The 17,946-nt window shown below is 32.2% G+C and carries 12 protein-coding genes; 8 read left to right on the top strand and 4 right to left on the bottom strand.

Annotated elements, in window-relative coordinates:
• Window positions 1–34 precede the first annotated feature (34 nt).
• Window positions 35–1,081 (bottom strand): endonuclease/exonuclease/phosphatase family protein, encoded by a 1,047-nt coding sequence (locus tag ACOQOS_RS13195; protein WP_420570935.1) that lies wholly within the window; start codon window positions 1,079–1,081, stop codon window positions 35–37.
• A gap of 138 nt (window positions 1,082–1,219) precedes the next feature.
• Here ACOQOS_RS13195 and ACOQOS_RS13190 point away from each other — a divergent pair, with 138 nt between their 5' ends.
• The 3 genes from ACOQOS_RS13190 (at window position 1,220) to ACOQOS_RS13180 (ending at window position 5,946) form a co-directional block, all read left to right on the top strand.
• Entirely contained in the window at window positions 1,220–3,994 is a 2,775-nt protein-coding gene (locus tag ACOQOS_RS13190) for a carboxypeptidase-like regulatory domain-containing protein (RefSeq protein WP_420570934.1), read from the top strand.
• Window positions 3,995–4,141: 147 nt separating this feature from the next.
• The gene (locus tag ACOQOS_RS13185) at window positions 4,142–5,551 is read left to right on the top strand and encodes a DUF5689 domain-containing protein (RefSeq protein ID WP_420570933.1); all 1,410 of its coding nucleotides are present in this window, start codon (window positions 4,142–4,144) and stop codon (window positions 5,549–5,551) included.
• Between the two features lie 158 nt (window positions 5,552–5,709).
• On the top strand, window positions 5,710–5,946 hold the full coding sequence (locus ACOQOS_RS13180; RefSeq protein ID WP_420570932.1) for a hypothetical protein: 237 nt from the start codon (window positions 5,710–5,712) through the stop codon (window positions 5,944–5,946).
• 213 nt (window positions 5,947–6,159) lie between these two features.
• Here the strand turns inward: ACOQOS_RS13180 and ACOQOS_RS13175 are convergent, their stop codons facing one another.
• From ACOQOS_RS13175 to ACOQOS_RS13165, 3 genes are all read right to left on the bottom strand, one after another.
• Window positions 6,160–8,334, bottom strand: coding sequence for a prolyl oligopeptidase family serine peptidase (locus tag ACOQOS_RS13175; protein ID WP_420570931.1), 2,175 nt, complete (start codon window positions 8,332–8,334; stop codon window positions 6,160–6,162).
• A 109-nt stretch (window positions 8,335–8,443) separates the two neighbouring features.
• Window positions 8,444–8,617, bottom strand: coding sequence for a hypothetical protein (locus ACOQOS_RS13170; RefSeq protein ID WP_420570930.1), 174 nt, complete (start codon window positions 8,615–8,617; stop codon window positions 8,444–8,446).
• A 120-nt stretch (window positions 8,618–8,737) separates the two neighbouring features.
• Window positions 8,738–10,552 (bottom strand): helix-turn-helix domain-containing protein, encoded by a 1,815-nt coding sequence (locus tag ACOQOS_RS13165; RefSeq protein ID WP_420570929.1) that lies wholly within the window; start codon window positions 10,550–10,552, stop codon window positions 8,738–8,740.
• Between the two features lie 2,171 nt (window positions 10,553–12,723).
• Between ACOQOS_RS13165 and ACOQOS_RS13160 the strand changes: the two genes are divergently transcribed.
• The 5 genes from ACOQOS_RS13160 (at window position 12,724) to ACOQOS_RS13140 (ending at window position 17,926) form a co-directional block, all read left to right on the top strand.
• The gene (locus tag ACOQOS_RS13160) at window positions 12,724–13,107 is read left to right on the top strand and encodes a hypothetical protein (RefSeq protein WP_420570928.1); all 384 of its coding nucleotides are present in this window, start codon (window positions 12,724–12,726) and stop codon (window positions 13,105–13,107) included.
• A gap of 26 nt (window positions 13,108–13,133) precedes the next feature.
• The gene (locus ACOQOS_RS13155) at window positions 13,134–13,715 is read left to right on the top strand and encodes a hypothetical protein (RefSeq protein WP_420570927.1); all 582 of its coding nucleotides are present in this window, start codon (window positions 13,134–13,136) and stop codon (window positions 13,713–13,715) included.
• Window positions 13,716–13,729: 14 nt separating this feature from the next.
• Complete coding sequence (locus ACOQOS_RS13150) at window positions 13,730–14,701, top strand: HTTM domain-containing protein (protein ID WP_420570926.1); 972 nt, start codon at window positions 13,730–13,732, stop codon at window positions 14,699–14,701.
• Window positions 14,702–14,713: 12 nt separating this feature from the next.
• Complete coding sequence (locus ACOQOS_RS13145; protein WP_420570925.1) at window positions 14,714–15,118, top strand: thiol-disulfide oxidoreductase DCC family protein; 405 nt, start codon at window positions 14,714–14,716, stop codon at window positions 15,116–15,118.
• A 138-nt stretch (window positions 15,119–15,256) separates the two neighbouring features.
• On the top strand, window positions 15,257–17,926 hold the full coding sequence (locus tag ACOQOS_RS13140; protein ID WP_420570924.1) for an outer membrane beta-barrel protein: 2,670 nt from the start codon (window positions 15,257–15,259) through the stop codon (window positions 17,924–17,926).
• Window positions 17,927–17,946 lie beyond the last annotated feature (20 nt).

The raw sequence follows: 17,946 nt of genomic DNA, 5'->3' as shown, positions 1-17,946 counted from the left end.
AATTAGTACATTTTCAAATTGTTACATTGATGAATTATTTCACTTCTTTAATCAAATGTACATACACAGGAAAATGATCACTATAACCACCTGTATAACTTCCGCCAGCAAAACTTCTAAAAGGATAACCTTTATAACGTCCACGTTTATTTGATAAATATGTTTTATTATAAATTCCTGCTTTATAATAGCGATACTCTGAAAAATCTTTCTTCAACAAAGGCGCTGTAAACACAATTTGATCAAACAAGTTCCATCCGTCTCTATAGGCTAATGTTCCGTTTCCGTTTCTTGCCATTCCTTCCATCGGATTAAATAAATCTTTTCCTTTAGCATCTTCACGTTTATCCTTCGTTTTAAGTACTTCTTTCATACTTACATTAAAAGGATCATCGTTCAAATCGCCCATGGTAAAAATCTTAGCTTTCCTATCAATATCCTGTAGTGAATCAATAATATGCATATTCAATTCAGCAGCTTTTACACGTTTTGGTCTACTTCTCGCTTCTCCACCTCTACGTGATGGCCAGTGATTTACAATAATATGGACTTCTTCTCCGTCCAATACACCTGAAACTAACAATTGGTCTCTTGTGTAAATACGTCGGTCTCCATCATAAATATACAATGGATGTTTTGAGAAACTATGTGGTTGAAAAACACCTTGTTTATACAGTAAACCAACGTCAATTCCACGTTTGTCAGGAGAATCAAAATGGATAATACCATAATCAGAGTCTTTCAGCCTTGGGTCATTGATCAAATCTTCCAAAACTTTCTTATTTTCAATTTCAGCGACTCCTAAAATAGCGGGTGTTGTTTTAGAAACATCATAGCCAATATCGGAAATAACGCGTGCAAGCTTTGAAATTTTGTCTTCATAAATCTTAGAACGATCACCTTGAATTTCCATAATTGGACTCTTCTCGTCATCTTTCAGTGGGTCATTAATAGTATCAAACAAGTTTTCTACATTATAAAATGCAATCGTTTGTACCTTATACTGCTTTTTTTTCTGCGCCCATGTGTGGGTGAAAACTAATAAAAAAGCCAGTAATACTAGGGATTTAAGGTTTTTCATTTATTAAATGTTATGTTATCTTAAATAATCTATGCAAAAGATAGACCAAAAGTAGTTATTAATTATAAATAATGTACATTTGCCCGTCGTTATTAAAGATTTTTTAAACTCGAATAATAATTAATTGCAAATTACAGTATGAAAAAACTTATTTTTTTATTTGGATTGCTTTCGGTTTGGTTTGTCAGCGGACAAAACTCAATTACAGGGATGGTAATTGATGCCAACACAGATGATGCAATTCAAAATGTTTTGGTTTCAGTTGCAGGCAGTAAACAAGAAGCTGCTACAGATGCATCTGGAATCTTTAAGTTAACAAATGTTGCAGCGGGCGAAGTGGATATCGTATTCACTAAAGATGGCTATTCAATATTAAGAATGCCAGTTACCGTTACAGATGGTCAAGCAATTGATCTAGGAACAATTTTGTTAAAAAGATTCATTCAGGAAGATGTTACCCTTATATCATTGACTGATGATGAATTAAATGATGATTCAACAGCAGCAGATAATATCTCTGGACTATTACAGTCTTCAAGAGATATATTCTTAAGAACTGCAGCTTTTGAATTCGGATCTACTTTCTTTAGAGTAAGAGGATTAGATTCTGAGAATGGAACAGTACTTATTAATGGTATTGAAATGAACAAACAGTTCAATGGAAGACCACAATGGAGTAACTGGGGAGGATTAAATGACGTAGTAAGAAATCAAGAACTTACAAACGGTTTAAGCGCTTCAGATTATACATTTGGTGGTATTTTAGGAACAACAAACATTAACACTAGAGCTTCTCAGTATAGACAAGGTGGTAGAGTAACATACTCTTCATCTGATAGAAGTTATACCAATAGAATTATGGCATCATATTCTTCTGGTTTACTAGAAAGTGGATGGGCGTATACAATTTCGGCAGGAAGAAGATGGGGAGATGAAGGTTTTAACGACGGTACTTTCTACGACGCAAATTCTTTATTCGTTTCAGTTGAAAAGAAATTAAACGACAAGCATAGTCTTAACTTTACAGGAATTTATGCACCGAACAGAAGAGGTCAATCTTCTGCAAATACGCAAGAAGTTTTTGATTTAAAAGGAATCAGATACAACGATTTTTGGGGATACCAAGATGGTGAAAAACGTAACTCAAGAGTACGTAGAGTAGTAGAGCCAATCTTAATGTTAAACCACTATTGGGATATTTCTGAGAAAACAACATTAAATACAAATGTTGCCTATCAATTTGGTGAGCAAGGAAGAAGTCGTATTGACTTTGGAGGAACTGATTTAGATGAAAGCGGTTTCCCTATTGGAAGCGGTGTTAACGTGAGTCCTACGTACTACCAAAAATTACCAAGTTTCTTTGCAAGAAACAATCCTGAAAATCCAGCATTAGAATTTGGAGCAAGAGAAGCTTTTGTAAATGGTGGACAAATTGACTGGGCTGAATTATACAGAGTAAATCAAGACAGATTGGTAGCAGGTGGAAATGCTGTCAATATTGTATACGAAGATAGATCTGATGATAAGCAGTTAACAGCAAATACAATCTTAAACACTGCTATTAATGATAATATCACTGTAAACGCAGGAGCAACATTTACTTCATTACTATCTGAGAACTTTGCAGAAATAACAGATTTATTAGGTGGACGTGCTTATTTAGATGTTGATAACTTTGCTGATGATTTAGTAAACAATCCTGGAAGTGTACAAAACGACTTAAACAATCCAAACAGATTGGTTGTAGAAGGAGATCGTTTCCGTTACAATTTCGAAATCCAATCTAATACAATTGGAGGATTTGCACAAGCACAGTTCAAATACAAAAAAGTAGATTTCTTCGTAGCAGGTAGCGTTAAAAATACAACATACCAACGTACAGGATTATACAGAAACGGCGGTTTCGCAAATAACTCATTTGGAGAAGGTGAAAAACTTTCTTTCACAGGAATCGGAGCAAAAGCTGGTTTAACATATAAGCTTACAGGACGTCACTTATTCGATTTCCACGGAGCATATCTTACAAAAGCACCGTCAATTCGTAACACATACTCTAACTCTAGAGAGAATCATGATATCGTACCAAACATCACAGAAGAAAAAATTACTTCTTTTGATGCAAGTTATATCTTCAGATCTCCAATCGTAAAAGCTAGATTAACGGGTTACTATACAAAGATGGAAGATGCGAATGAAATCTCATTCTTCTTTGCAGATGGAATTGGTGGAGACAACCAAGCATTCGTTCAAGAAATCTTACAAGGTGTAGACAAAAGACACATTGGAGGAGAATTAGGAGTAGAAGTACAAGCAACATCTACAATCAAATTAAAAGGTGTAGCATCTTTAGGACAGTTTACATATGACAACAATCCTGACTTATACTTATCTTCAGAAGATTTTGAGGAAACACAATACTTAGGAAAATCTACATTAAAAGATTACAGAGTTGCAGGTGGACCACAAAGAGCATTCTCTGCAGGATTTGAATACAGAGATCCAGATTACTGGTGGTTTGGAGCTACAGCAAACTTCTTCTCTAATGCATATATCGACATTAGCCCATTACAAAGAAGTAGTAACTTCTACACAGATTTTGATGGACAAGTTTTCAATGATTACGATCCAGAATTGGCACGTGAATTATTAAGACAAGAACAATTTGATGATTACATGCTTGTAAACCTTGTAGGTGGAAAATCATGGAAATTAGGAGATTATTATGTTGGTTTCTTTGCAAGTATCAGTAACGTTTTCGACAAAGAATACAGAACTGGAGGATTTGAGCAAGGAAGAAATGCAAACTTCAGAGAATTAAGAGATGATTCGGCATTAAATACAAGAGTATTTGGTAACAGATACTGGTACGGTAGAGGAAGAACTTATTTCTTAAACTTATATTTTAGATTCTAAACAAAACAAAAGATTGCGTAACTTTATAGTTGTGCACAAAAAATAAAATCGAACAAATGAAACATCCATTCATAAAATTTCAATCAAAGTAAAGAATGATTTTTTAGGATGTTCCATTTGACCAGATAAAAACATAAAAATAAACAGATGAAAGCAAATAAAATTTTTAGTTTAATAGCTGCCTTCGGAACTCTAGGACTAGTTATTACTTCTTGTGTTCAAGACGATGAATTTGCAATTCCTAACGGAACAACTACTGTTGATCCAGGATTAACTGCAAACGCTACTTTCCAAAACATGGTAGCAAGATACCAACAAGCTGTAGCAAGTGGAGATGACATTGCAGAAATTGCACTTGATGAAGCAGAAGTTATCATTGAAGGATATGTAATATCTAGTGACCAAGCTGGAAACTTCTTCGAAGAAATCGTAATTCAAAACAAAGTAGACGGATCTGATGATGCGTCTGATCCAAGATTAGGATTCCGTGTAGACATCAACCAATCTGGATTATTCCAAAGATATGGATTTGGTAGAAAAGTATATATCAAAATGAACGGTTTAGCGATCGGAGTTGAAAATGGAGTATATGCTATTGGAAAACCAAACGGAAACGATATCGATCAAATTCAACCATTTGAATTAGATAACTTCGTAGTTCGTGGTACTGAAGTAGAAGACATTACACCAAAATCAACAACAGTTGGTGAATTGACAGAAGCTGACGAAAACACATTAATTCAATTAAATGATGTACAGTTTAGCTTAAGCAATATCGGATTAACATATGCTGGTGAAGCTTCTGATAGCTTTGACGGATTCAGAAACATTGAAGAATGTGTTGATGGTGGAATTATTGCATTACAAACAAGTACATTCGCTGATTTCAAATCATTAACAATTGATGAAAGAAAAGGATCAATTCAAGGAGTTTTCACAAGAGACTTCGGTGATGATGCAAATGTTTTAGTAATAAATACTTTAGCAGATGTTAACTTTACAGAAACTGTACGTTGTGATCCAGATGTATTAGATTGTACTGGACCAGTTTCTACTGCAATGACTGTATTTGAAGAAGACTTCCAATCAATCACTAATGAAGCTCAATTAGACGTTTTAGGATGGACAAACGTAAACGTTTCAGGAGGTTCTGAGCGTTATGAAGATAGTTCTTTCAGTGGAGACAGATACATGAAGATTTCTGCTTTCGGAACAGGAGAAAGCCCATTAGAAGCTTGGTTAGTAACACCAGCAATTAACTTAGACTCAACAACTCAAGAAGAGTTATCTTTTGAAATCTCTGCTAACTTCGAAACAGGAACTATATTAGAAGCATTCATTACTGAAAACTATACAGGTGATCCAACAACAACTGAGTGGACATTGCTTAACGCAAACATTCCAGTTGGTGGAGGCGGATTTGGTAGCTTCGTAACTTCTGAATTAAATATCTCTTGTTTAAATGGAGATGTACATGTAGCATTCAAATACTTAGGTGCTGATGGTGGAGCAGAAACAAGATACCACATTGACGATATCAAAGTAACAGGAATGTAAGATTCTTGAAAAAACATACATCATAAAAAGAGTGCTAGCAATAGCGCTCTTTTTTGTTTATAAGTTGAAAAAATCAAGATTAAAATACTTTTTGTTTTAGTACAGTAGTTTATTGAATCCTAATAATGAAAGAAGTAGGTTTTTAAAAATAAAATAAAATGAGTAATAAATCAGTAAAGGAAACTAAAAAAATACAAGAGGCATGGAGATTTGAATTTGCTTTACATCATGATTCTGATGATGGAATGCTTGACATAAATGTTCCGTCAGAACTCTTAGAAATAATAATTTCATGGGCAGAAAAACATGATTGTTTAGTAGGAGGCGGCTTTCGTGCATACACAGACGAGGAAAAGAATGATAATAGTATTCTCTATGAGCTACCTAATGAATAAAATTTAAAAAGGTACTACATCATACTATAAACTGTGTAAGTGTTAAAAACTCAGGATTGAATTCAATCTTGAGTTTTTTATTTTAATCAATAAAAACATTATACATTTCTGTTCTATATCTAATACTATAATAATGTTTTAGAAATAAAATAAATACATGAACATACAAATAAACAAAAAGCGAAGCGACCCATCACCTGTCAGATCAAGCACCTACTTCACCTGATACTTCTCACTTCCAGTTTGCCACATTGCAAAAGAAATAATATCAGCTAATTCTTCTCGTTTGCTTTTCTGTGAGCGATCAAAACCATGACCTTCATCAAAATTTACAGACAATAAAATAGGCGCACTTGAACTCGAAGCAGCTTGCATTCGCGCAGCAAACTTCGCAGGTTGCCAAGCAGCAACTCTCGAGTCATTAATTCCAGCAGTTAAAAATATGGCTGGGTAATTTGTACCTTTTTGTACATGATGATACGCGTCCATTTCTAATAAAGCTTCAAACTCTACAGAATCTTTAATCGTTCCAAACTCTTTAATATTATTCTGTCCGTTGGGCGCAATTTCTGAGCGCAGTGTATTCAGTAAACCAACTCTAATAACAGCTACAGCATATAAATCTGGTCGTTCGGTAACTGCGCGACCAATATTAATTCCGCCAGCACTTCCGCCCCAAACAGCAAATCGTTCCGAAGAAGTATATCCTTCATCAATTAAATACTCGGTACAGGCAATAAAATCTTTCCATGTATTTGGTTTGGTTGTTTTATAGCCTTCTTTATGCCATTGTTCTCCTTTTTCACCGCCACCACGAACATGAGCTACCGCATACACGCCACCTTCCGAAATCCAATACAACAAATATGGATACAACATAGGTGCATTAATCCAATTATAACTTCCATAACCATTCAATAACATGCGATTTTCGCCATTTTTTCGCATACCTTTCTTATAAATGATTGACAAAGGAACCTTTGTGCCGTCATGAGAAGCAATTTCAATCTCTTTTACGACAATATCTTCCAATTCAGGATAATTGACAACTGGCGTTGGGTTTTCTTTCGTAAAAGCTTTCTTTTCGCTGTTATATCGATATCTATTTTTATGACTTGTCCAACCTTCTATCTCAATCCATAATTCTGGAGTACTAGTAGAAATATTTGATAAACTAATACTTCCAGAAGATTCAGGCAATATAATTTTCTCAATAGAAGTATCTTTTAAGTGATACAAGCTCGCGAGTACGCCATTTTTAGTACTTGTATAAAATAATCCATCAGAAGTAATCGAAAAATCTTTTAAAATTTCATCTTTTGAGGCAGGAATTACCTCAATTGGCGTATCAAAATTTAGTTGATTAACCTTAGTTTTATGCAGACTAAAATTAGAAGCTTTTAGTGCGCTCAAAAAATAAATTTCGTCATTATGAGGAAGAAACTTTTCTACCTTATGTTTCTTCTTAAATAATGGCTTCCAGGTAACTTGTTCATTCTTTAATTCGCTTATAGGCGCATAATAATAATCTTTAAAACCAATACCGCCAACTCTACCAAACATATACTTTTGGTCTTTTCCAAAAATATTTACAATGGGAAAATCTGCAGGTTTTAAGTGTAGTTTCGGATGTGTTTTTCTAGAAAAAATAATATGTAAATCTTTCGGGTTATTTCCCAAACGATACAATACGGTGGCACTGTCTAAAATATAATTAGGAGATGTTGTATCAATATCAGGAATATGTAGATACGTAAATCCAGAATTGTCGTCAAGCCAATTGATACCACCTAATTCAGATGGCCAACAATGGTCTATAACTTCTTTGTGAAAGCTTTTATTAGCTACGTCATAAATAACGACTTCCGAGAATTCTTCATCGTTTTTCGTAAAGCCAATTGCTATTTTTTTACCATTCCAGCTCGGCTGAAAATAATTAATAATATAGGTGTTGTTAGAAGCAGCCTTATACTCTTCAGAATTGAAGAGTGCTATTTCTTCTCCATCAATTCCTGCTCTAAAATATAAGACATTGGCTTCATGGTTTTTTGAATACTTTATATAATAATATGCATCAGGCGAAAGTACTTTTAAATTAAAAACAGTTTCTGAGCGCATTTCGTCATTCTTTTTAATCTTTTCTACAAGTTGTTGACGACCTGAAATGTCTTGAAGTACTTTTTGTGTGTAGTTATTTTGAGAAGTAAGCCATGAAAGTACCGAAGGATCTTTTAAATTTTCTAAATACTGATATGGATCTTCAATAGTTTTTGAAAAATACGTTTCCTGTACAGGCTGTTCATTTGCAATATGCGGATGATTTTCATTTGTAGCACACTGTACTAAAAATATTGAGATGAATATATAAAGAATAAACGTGTATTTCATTCGTAAAAAGAGTAAGGGGTTTTTATTAAAATGGTAAAATGCTAGATCAAGATATATGAACGATATCCGAAATAGCACCTTACGATATAGAGAAATATAATTTCTAATTCTATTGTGTATCTATCGTATCACCTCCACAATTGTAAGTACATGTATCGTGTGTGTTACAGTCCTCAGATTCTTTTGGAAGAGATCCTCCGTATATACTATTAATGTCTCCTACTTTTGCAATGTTTAATTTTGATAAGCTTAATTTTCCGAAGTTTCTTTTAGTCGTTTTCATAGTATGTAAATTTAGTTTTGATTACGATGTAAAAGTATATCAAAACGACACCCAATTCTAATGAAGTATAGTGGGATTTACAAATATCACGATGAAAATTAAAAAATAAAATACTGAAAATCAGATAGTTGATTCTATTTTCTGATTTTCAAGCTGTTTCAGGAAGTAAGATGGATTTATGCCCGTTTTTTTGTGAAAAGCGATCGAAAATGACTGTGCATTATTAAAACCAACCTCTATGGCAATGGCCTTAATTGTGTAAGATCTGAACACTTTATTTTCTTTCATTTGTTCAATAGCATAATCAATGCGGAGTTCATTCATATACTTGGCAAAGTTCATACCTTTAGTCATATTTATAATTTTTGACAAGTACGTGCTATTTGTATCTAACTCTTTGGCAAGTTTTGTTTGTGTATAATTCTTTTTGGTAAATCGATGTGTATCTTCAAACTTTTCAAGTTTTACTAAAATAGCATCTACAACTTCTTTTGGTAATCCAATATCTTCTTTTTGTTTTGTGGTTACCGTATTTTTCTCTGTAGTTAGAACATTTCCTTTTTCGGTTTTTTCTTTTTCTTTCTGAACTTTCTTTTGTTCATACTCAGCTATTAAAGCATTGAATCGTTTCTTTTGTATTTTGTTTCTACGGAAGAAGTAAAAAATCATAACGAGCAATATTACAGAAATAATAACCAGTACAGCCACCATTTTTTGTGACCAAAAGTTTTCGTCTTTCAATTGATTGATCAATTCTTCTTTCTCATTCAATAAATCTTCCTTTTCAGAAATCATTAAAGGTGTTTCATACTTTTGAACAATCTCTTTTCCTAAATTTTGGTATTCTTCCGTAATAATTTCATCTACAACTAATAACTTTTCTATAGCTGCCAATTGTTTTTCTGGATTTTTAGCTGCTTTCAACTCTTTATTCAAAAACTCATAGGCTTCTCTAGCTTGAAAAATTACCTTTGGCTTCTGTTGATAAATAGAATCAACTTTATACAAATAATCAATGGCTTCTTCATTTTTTCCTAATTTCTCCAAACACCTATATATATATAAATAATTGGAGCATAAGGATTTTTCATTCTTCTTTAAAAAGTTTGAAGCCTTTGACAAACTATCAATAGCTACCGTATAATTCTCCTTGTAATAGGAAGTAATTCCATAAGAAGTTAAAAACCAAGGATACAAATATTGGTTAGGATGTTTTAAACTAGCTTTAATTCCACGTTGGTTTACAACTTCAGCAGAATCTAAAATGCGAATCTTATTATAAGAATTTGCCAAAGCAAACAATGACTTTAAATACTGCTCTGAATCTTTTTCTTCAAAATTATTCTTGTGGATAAAATCTATATTCTCTTGAAAAATCTTTAGCGCTTCTTCACGTTCTTCACTTACATTTTTAAGTAAACCTATATAATGTTTAATAGAAATTTGCTGTTTCAAATTCTTATTTGTCAGCGCTATGTCATTAGCTGTTGCAAAATTTGTCAACGCATCATTATACCTAGAATTATAATATAACTGAATTCCTTTCAATAAATAACCTTCCGCCGGATAGTGTTCTAGCTTTGTATTTTTAGTGAGAAGAATAATACTATCTGTATATGAAATAGCTTTTTTAGTATGACTATAATGAGAAACTAACAATTCATAACCAGCTACAATTTGTGCAACATCATTGGCTTCTTTCGCTTTTGCTAAATATGAGGTAGCAATCTCAAAAGCTTTTTCTGGATTTTCTGTCGTATTATAAAAATCCTGCTTCATGTCCTCAAACGTACCAGAACTCAGTTGTGCAAACACAGAGTTTGTACAAAAAACAGTCAAAATAATACCAATTACTATGGAAATAGGAGTCTTTCTGTCGTGTAAAGTTGTAGGTAAGGACAAGAAAGAAGATAAACTTCTAATATAATTTTTCACTTTTTCTCTGATTTTTTTTGAATCGGATGTAAAAACTGCTTTTAAAAATAGTTTTGATATTTAAAATACAACCAAAATTGTAGGGCAATAGATACAATTTTGTTGTAATAATCAAAATATCACTATAAAATGGTTACAAACGCCTATAAATATAGCATTTTTTGAAAGAATAATAACACTTTAACTTAAAGCAAGTGATTATAATGCATTTGCGTAAAATTGCATAGATGGCATTTATAAATTCGTAGCATGATATTTATAAACGCTTACAATAACTACTTGATAAATAGAAAATAACGCCATTATTTAGCAATGTGAAATCAAAACAACCAACACAATAATTTTAACCAAAAAAAAGAAGGAAACAATGAAATCAAACCGAATAATATCACATCATGACATTTAGCTTGTGAGAGACAATTCACAAAAGTCAAAAAAATTAGAGGTTGTATTGAGGGAAGTAGTTAGCTCTACAATACTGTAATTACAAAGAAGTTACTACCATAACAAACGCAGTTGTAATTACGACTTCTATATTTTGATTACATTGCCAATGGCTATTTTACAATAAATAGTCATTGGTACAATCAAAAAAAGAAGCACGCATCAGCGATACAACCACAAATTATCAAAAGTCAATTTTAAAGTGACAAGCCACCAGTATATTTAAATACAATATACAGAAACAAATAACTATGAATTGTAATAGTTTATATCTAGTATCAGATACTAGAGTTTTAATAAAGTGGTGATGAAAAGAGTACTGATTTCAGTACTCTTTTTTTATGTTTCATAACTAACTAAAAAACTTTCTGGGTAATTTTTACTCCATAATCAAGATTTAAATGCTCCGGCGCTTGCATCTAAATATTTTTAATGTTTCCGATCAATGCTTCTTGATCTTACCAAAAAGTCGTTTGACTACGCGCATTGCTAAATACATTATTATAATCTTTTTTAAAACCTTCAAATGATCGATCAAAGTTTGGAATTACTAACAATAATCTCTTCCACGATAATATTTAAATCATAATCATCAATACTATAAAAACAACTTCATATACTGAGCATATTTGAAAATTACTGTACTGTTGTACAGAATATGTTCAGGAAATGCGCTTAATATCAAGGGAATACAATTGTAATTGATCTTTTTCAAAAAAAAGACTCAGTTTAACTCTTTTCTGAAGTTTCTTGCTTCGTATACGACTTTCAATTTATAGCAATTTCATATAAAACGGCAAAAATCAATTAAATAAACACCTACAAATCAGATCTCCAGGTCTTTTAGGTAGATTTTTTTCGTAATTCTTTAATAAAATTTATTCACATAATTCAATATGTAGGCTTTCGCCAGAAGAAACTCAGCTTGGATTCAACTTTTTCAAGAAATCAAAAGCAATCAAAAGTGAAAATATTATTCATGCAGTATGAAAATCAAAGTTTTCAGAGAAAAAGGCAATACATCAGAAACTTTCTGAGTACTTTTTTCAAAATACCTTCTCTAAATTATTGAATAAATAAGCTTCCGCCAGAAAGAACACAGTTATATTCACAGTTTTTCGAAGAACTAGGACGTAAAACAAACGAATTGAACAAGATATGCTACAAAACTAGTTTCAATATTTGGTTTTAAAACCTAAAAAATAGAAAACAACTAAAAAAGTATTTATTAATGTTGTTTTTTCTATCAAAAAAGAACAAAAAAGTATAAAAATCAACTGCTTTTGAACACTTTTTTTCTTCCAAAACTGTAAATACGCAGAAAATCACCAAAAAGCCAATTTTTCTATTTTTTGTCAACCTGATATTTATAAATCAATAGCTTCAAATCCCCTTATTTTGTAAGGCTTTTAAGCGTTTTCTTCAAAAACAAAAAAATAGCCTATTACACTATGAATTTATAAAACTAGGGCATTGCGCCACAATTAGGCTAGTATTTACAAGGAAATTAAAAAAATGGACGAACATGATATTTATAAATGTCATGATTGTATTTATAAATCACATTTCTAAGTATTTGAAAATGTGATAATTGCATCGTTAATTAGCATTGTGATTCTGTTGCAACAATCATGAAGGCGATTACTGAAAAGCCTTTTAAAAAAATAGAGTAAGTATTAAATCAAATATTATTAAAAACAAATTTATAAACTATTAAATCTTTAATTATGAAAACTAAAATCTTTTTACCAGTATTAGCAATGTTAAGCTTAATGTTATTTTCTTTCACAACAAACACAAACGAGAGATCGTCAGTAAGACAATTAGCGGACGGAAACTTCCAACTAAGTAATGTAAGTTTTGGAGAAGAAGACGCATACAGATTAGATCAGTTAACAGCTCGTATTAGTATTAGCGATCGTTTAAATGAAGACACTGCAGCACGTGGAATCTGGATCTACAGAAACAAAACTCATGATGAAAACAAATTCTCTGAAAAAACAATCGCTGGAAGCTCTATTCATCAAGCAATCAATAACGAAGATGTTCAACTTATTGAGCAAGCTACAGGTGAAATCAATGAAATGATGTATCGTTACATGAGAAGATAATCCTAGAACTATATAAATATAGAACTATGAATCCTTTCAAAAATACATATGTGTGTGCTACATTAGTCACAATCCAGTTAGCGTGTTTATTATTTATTAACTCACATGGATTAATAAGAGATTACTACACAACAACGGATCCAGATGGACCACACACAGAAGGATTAAAAATAGGGCAAGCCATAGCAGGCAGCCCTATTTTTAACGCTTATGCCAACTACACAGGAACCGATTCAGGATATGGTTTTTATTCTCCAAACGTCGGTAGTGAATTTGTAATGTCCTTTGCAGTGTTAGATTGTAACGGTAAGTTATTAGGAGAGCATGAATCTCCAGTAAGTTTACAGCAAAAAGAAAGTAAAGCTCGTTTTAACCTTTGTACATTTCCAATGATGCAAAGAATTACGCTAAAAGAACCAAACGAAATTTACGATAAATACTTTGAAGTTATGATGCATCAAATTGCAAAAAACATCAATGATTCTTATGAAACAGGATCTAAAGTAATCTCTGAAATTTATATTCATAGACCTACAAAAATCCAAGAATCTTTAGATGGTAAATCCGAAAGTTTTTACTTATTAGAACGCTTCACATTTAGATTTTAAAAAATATCATCACCATGAAAACTTTACAATTAATAAAATCAAAATCTCAAGACTTTTTCAATAAAGAAGACAATACAAAAGGCTCATTTATTGCCTTTTTCAGAATCGGAACAAGTGTCTTTATCCTTATACACTTACTAAGTATTATTTTGGACTTTAGTAAACTCTATGGAAAACAAGGAATTATTCCGCATGATATTCGTGAATTTCTCTTATCAGATCAAATGATCTCGTTTACACAGATTGTTACATTTTTTGAAGGATATGGAATTTCCGAAACTATTATAACCAACAGCTTTTTGGGAATATTTATTTTCTTCCTTTTAGCGTTAATGTTTGGTCTATGTACACGCTTTTCAGCAGTAGTTACATTACTTTTATACAAAGCAATATACACAGGAACTTATATATATGGAATAGATGGCTTTATAGTAACATCATTATTTTACCTGGTAATCTTTCCTTCTGGATATTTTCATTCCATAGATAATTTAATATTCAAAAATAGGAGTAGAAAAAATCTCAACGTAACCTTATTCAAGCGACTCTTACAAATCAACGTTTGTATCGTATACTTTTTTGCAGGAATTTCTAAAGCTATGGGAGAAACCTGGTGGAACGGAGAGGCAATTTGGAAATCGATACACTTATGGAGCGCCAATAGTATTTTTAATGTAGATTATTCATTCTTAGCAGAAAACTCATATATACTAGTTATCATGGGTTGGAGCGTTTTGGTGCTCGAAACCTTGTACCCGATTTTTATCTGGATTCCAAAAACTAGAAAAATTTGGTTGTACAGTACGTTAGCAATGCATGTTGGAATTGGGTTATTCTTAGACTTATATTTCTTTGCTTCATTCATGATGTTTTGGAACATTACCGTTTTCTATATCACGAAACCAATGCCAGAACTCAATTTGTCAAAGTATTTTACAGGTTTCAAAAGAAGAAAAGTACTTTCTCAAGTACCATTAGAAGCTTAAAAATGACTCACTATGGAGAATCAGCTTTTAAAAGAGTACACAATCATAATGTACGACGGAAGTTGCGGTTTTTGTAATGAATACATTCAATTTATTCTTGACAGAAAACCTTCAGAGAAACTCAAATTTGTTTCGCAACAATCAAAAAATGGACAACAACTTATTGATCAATTCAATATAAAAGAATACACAACATCAATAATCGTTGTAGAAAACCATCAATATTATAAAAAATCAACTGCGATTTTTAAAATTATGAAACAATTGGGAACTTCTTGGAAATACCTTAGTTATTTACAAATCATTCCAACGTTTATCTCAGATTTTGTGTATTCAGTCTTATCAAAATACAGATACAAATTAGTCAGACAACATTGCAGGCTAATTTCTAAAGAAGAACAACACTTCTTTCTTTAAAGAACAATACTATACAAATAGCATTTAGGTCAAATTTAAAAAATAGCGAACGCTCATTTTCAAGGCTTCGTATGCCAAATTTATCCTTAAAAACTATTCAAGAATAAAAAACAATATAACTATGTAAAATCATATAAGATGAAAAGGTGTATTCTAATACTATACCTGTTACTCGTCGCCACAACTGCAATTGCTCAAAGTATATCATATGAGATTAAAGGCTCTGTGAGTGGCGTTATGGATAGTATTCCACTAGAATCGGCAACCGTGTATTTGCAAAATCGCAAAGACAAATCGATGATAAAATATACAACATCCAATCAAAAAGGAGAATTTTCTTTGAGTGGAACAACAGTTCATAAAGACGCAATACTTTTTATATCCTATGTAGGAAGTAAAACGTATTCCAAAAACATATCACTCCAATCCAAAATAGATCTAAAACCTATCTATTTGGAAAACAGTTCCATGTTGGATGTCGTCATGATTGAGTCAAAATCGCCCGTCACCATTAAACAAGATACTTTGGAGTTTGATCCGGGTTCGTTTAAAACCAAGCGGAATGCCAGTGTAGAAGATTTTATAAAAAAACTGCCCGGTGCGCAAGTCGATGCTGACGGAAATATTACCGTCAACGGAAAAAGAGTTGATAAAATATTGGTAAATGGAAAGCCGTTTTTTGCAAACGATCCAACAATGGCAACTCAGAATTTAACGAAAGAAATCATAGAAAAGTTGCAAATCGTTGACTCCAAAACGAATTCTGAAGCTTTTACCGGAGAACTTGGTGATAGTGATTCCAAAACGATCAATTTGGTGATTAAGGAAGAAAACAACAAAGGTTCTTTTGGGAAACTCTCAACAGGAATTGGCGATAACGATCGCTATGACATTTCAGGAAATTATAATAAATTCAATAACGATAGAAACATTAGTTTGATAGGAAACGGAAATAATATCAATGCGCCCAATGTAGGCTTTGGAACAAAAGGAATTCGAACCTCGAGAAGAGTAGGAGTTGCTTATGGTGATGACTATGGTGAAAATAATTCATTATCGGTAAATTACGTGTATTCAGATTCCGAATTGGAAAACAGACGATTGCAGTCTACAGAATACATTGTCCCCGAAGCGCCCTATTTTTCCAATGTGAGTTCACGATCAATTACAGAAGATCGGAGTCATGTTGTCGATTTAGAATATCAAGCGATGATTGATTCTACATTTCATGTTGATTTGGTCTCTAATTTTATCTATTTGCCAGGCGAAAGTAACTTTCAAAGTACTTCAGAAACCTTCGATGAATTTGAGGAATTGATCAATACGTCAAGTGTCAATTCCAACACAATCCAAAACCAAAAAGAATTCAGAAATGCATTAAATCTCACCAAAAAAATAGGAAGAAAAGGTGCATTTATAAAAGTAACTTTAAATCAAGCTACGAACGATTTAGAAAGTGATGATTTCACAATGTCAGAATTGCTATTTCTCAATACAACAACAGATGACGTATTGAGAAATCAATTTACGGATACCGATAATTTTTCAAATAGATTTGATACTAAAATTACGTTTCGACTGCCCATTTTGGCAAAGAAATTTTTTATAGATTTTAAGTACAGTAACTTTTCTCAAAAGCAAGAAAGTGATAAATCAATTTTTGATTTTGATATCAGTCAGCAAGCATATTCGGTGTTTAACACTGATTTGAGTTCTGACTTTATTTATAGAAACAATGCATCGATTCCTAGTGTGAAATTTAATTATAGAAACAAAAAGATACATGCGTTTTTAAATTTCGATTATGCATTTCGAACATTACAAAATCAAGATCGATTGCGACCCGAGTTTGATATTAAAAGACGATTTGAAATATTTACCTATGCAGGAGGATTTCGATATCGATTCAACAGACGAAGTATCATAAATACAGGAATTCGATTGCGTAATATGATTCCGTCGCTCTCACAATTGCAAACTTTTACCAATGTGTCCAATCCGTTGAATATCATTCGAGGGAATCCAGATTTGAAACCTCAAAACAGATATAGTTTTCATATCGATTTTAGGACCAATAATTTTAAAAAAGGATTTGGATTGTATAGCAAATTTAAAGCAGACTTTGACAATAATCGAGTCGTTTCAAAATTTACAATCAATGAAGATTTAGTACGAGAAACAACCTATGTCAATGTAGATGGAAATTATAATTATTCCAGTTATTTCAATCTGTATAAGAATATAAAGTTCGACAAGCTTCGAGCCATGCGGATTAATTTTAATGGAAGCGTGAGTACAGCCAAGCGGATCAATTTTAATAATGATGTTCGTTATGACATAAAAAATGTAAGTTATATGCCTTCGTTAGGTTTTGATTTTGAATGGGAAAAGGCATTTGATTTTAATGCAAATTATCTTTGGAATTATTCACTTACCAATTATTCGCTTGATGGTTTTACTGATGAAGAAATCATTACGCATGAACTAAATCTGTATACAGAAGTTCAAATTTCTGATCGGCTGACTTGGGAAAACAAGGTTCGTTATATTTATAATCCGAATATTGCGGCAGGTTTTGATAAGTATGCTTGGTCTTGGAATAGTGCACTCTCATACAGTTTATTGGATGACAGAGCGAGTATTTCGCTTAGAGTATATGATTTGCTCGATCAAAATATAGATACACGACGTATTGTAAATACTGATTTCATTCAGGATTCACAAAGCTTAGTATTACAGCGTTTCTTTATGCTTACTTTTGATTGGAAATTTAATTCTCTTAAAAAACGACCCAAGCCTCCGAAGTGATATATTATTTTAACATCATA

The sequence above is a fragment of the Kordia sp. genome (assembly GCF_965224175.1).
Classification (GTDB): Bacteria; Bacteroidota; Bacteroidia; order Flavobacteriales; family Flavobacteriaceae; genus Kordia.
The sequence above is the reverse complement of the archived record's forward strand: the minus strand, read 5'-3'. Positions and strand labels throughout refer to the sequence as shown.